This is a genomic window from Aeromonas sp. sia0103, from assembly GCF_963895295.1.
Lineage (GTDB): Bacteria > Pseudomonadota > Gammaproteobacteria > Enterobacterales > Aeromonadaceae > Aeromonas > Aeromonas encheleia.
Genome location: NZ_CAWQKG010000020.1, coordinates 1 through 629, shown reverse-complemented (window position 1 = coordinate 629; position 629 = coordinate 1). Strand labels below are relative to the sequence as shown.

1 protein-coding gene is annotated in these 629 nt (G+C 68.2%); it reads left to right on the top strand.

The features are described from left to right. Positions 1-629, top strand: a 629-nt coding sequence (locus AACW18_RS08445; protein ID WP_218390082.1) for a VCBS domain-containing protein, incomplete at both ends; no start/stop codon positions are given.

Here is a 629-nt window from a genome sequence, read left to right as displayed (position 1 = left end):
GGTCAAAGGCGCCCACGGCACCTTCAGCCTGGATGCCGACGGCAACTGGACCTATAACCTCGACAACAACGACCCCGCGGTGCAGGCCCTCAAGGAGGGGGAGACCCTGCCGAGCGAGCACTTCGTGGTCAAGAGCGCCGATGGCTCCGCCGAGCACAGCGTCACCGTCACCATCACCGGCACCAACGACGACGCCAGCATCGGCGTCGCCACCCCGGGCGCCGACCAGGGCGCGGTCAAAGAAGACGTGACCCTCAGCACTGGCGGCAAGCTGGTCGCCACCGATGTCGATCAGGGCGAGGCCCACTTCCAGCCCCAGGACCAGGTCAAGGGCGCCCACGGCACCTTCAGCCTCGATGCCGACGGCAACTGGACCTACGCGCTCGACAACAACGACCCCGCGGTGCAGGCCCTCAAGGAGGGCGAGACCCTGCCGAGCGAGCACTTCGTGGTCAAGAGCGCCGATGGCTCCGCCGAGCACAGCGTCACCATCACCATCACCGGCACCAACGACGACGCCAGCATCGGCGTCGCCACCCCGGGTGCCGACCAGGGCGCGGTGAAAGAGGACGTGACCCTCAGCACCGGCGGCAAGCTGGTCGCCACCGATGTCGATCAGGGTGAGGCCC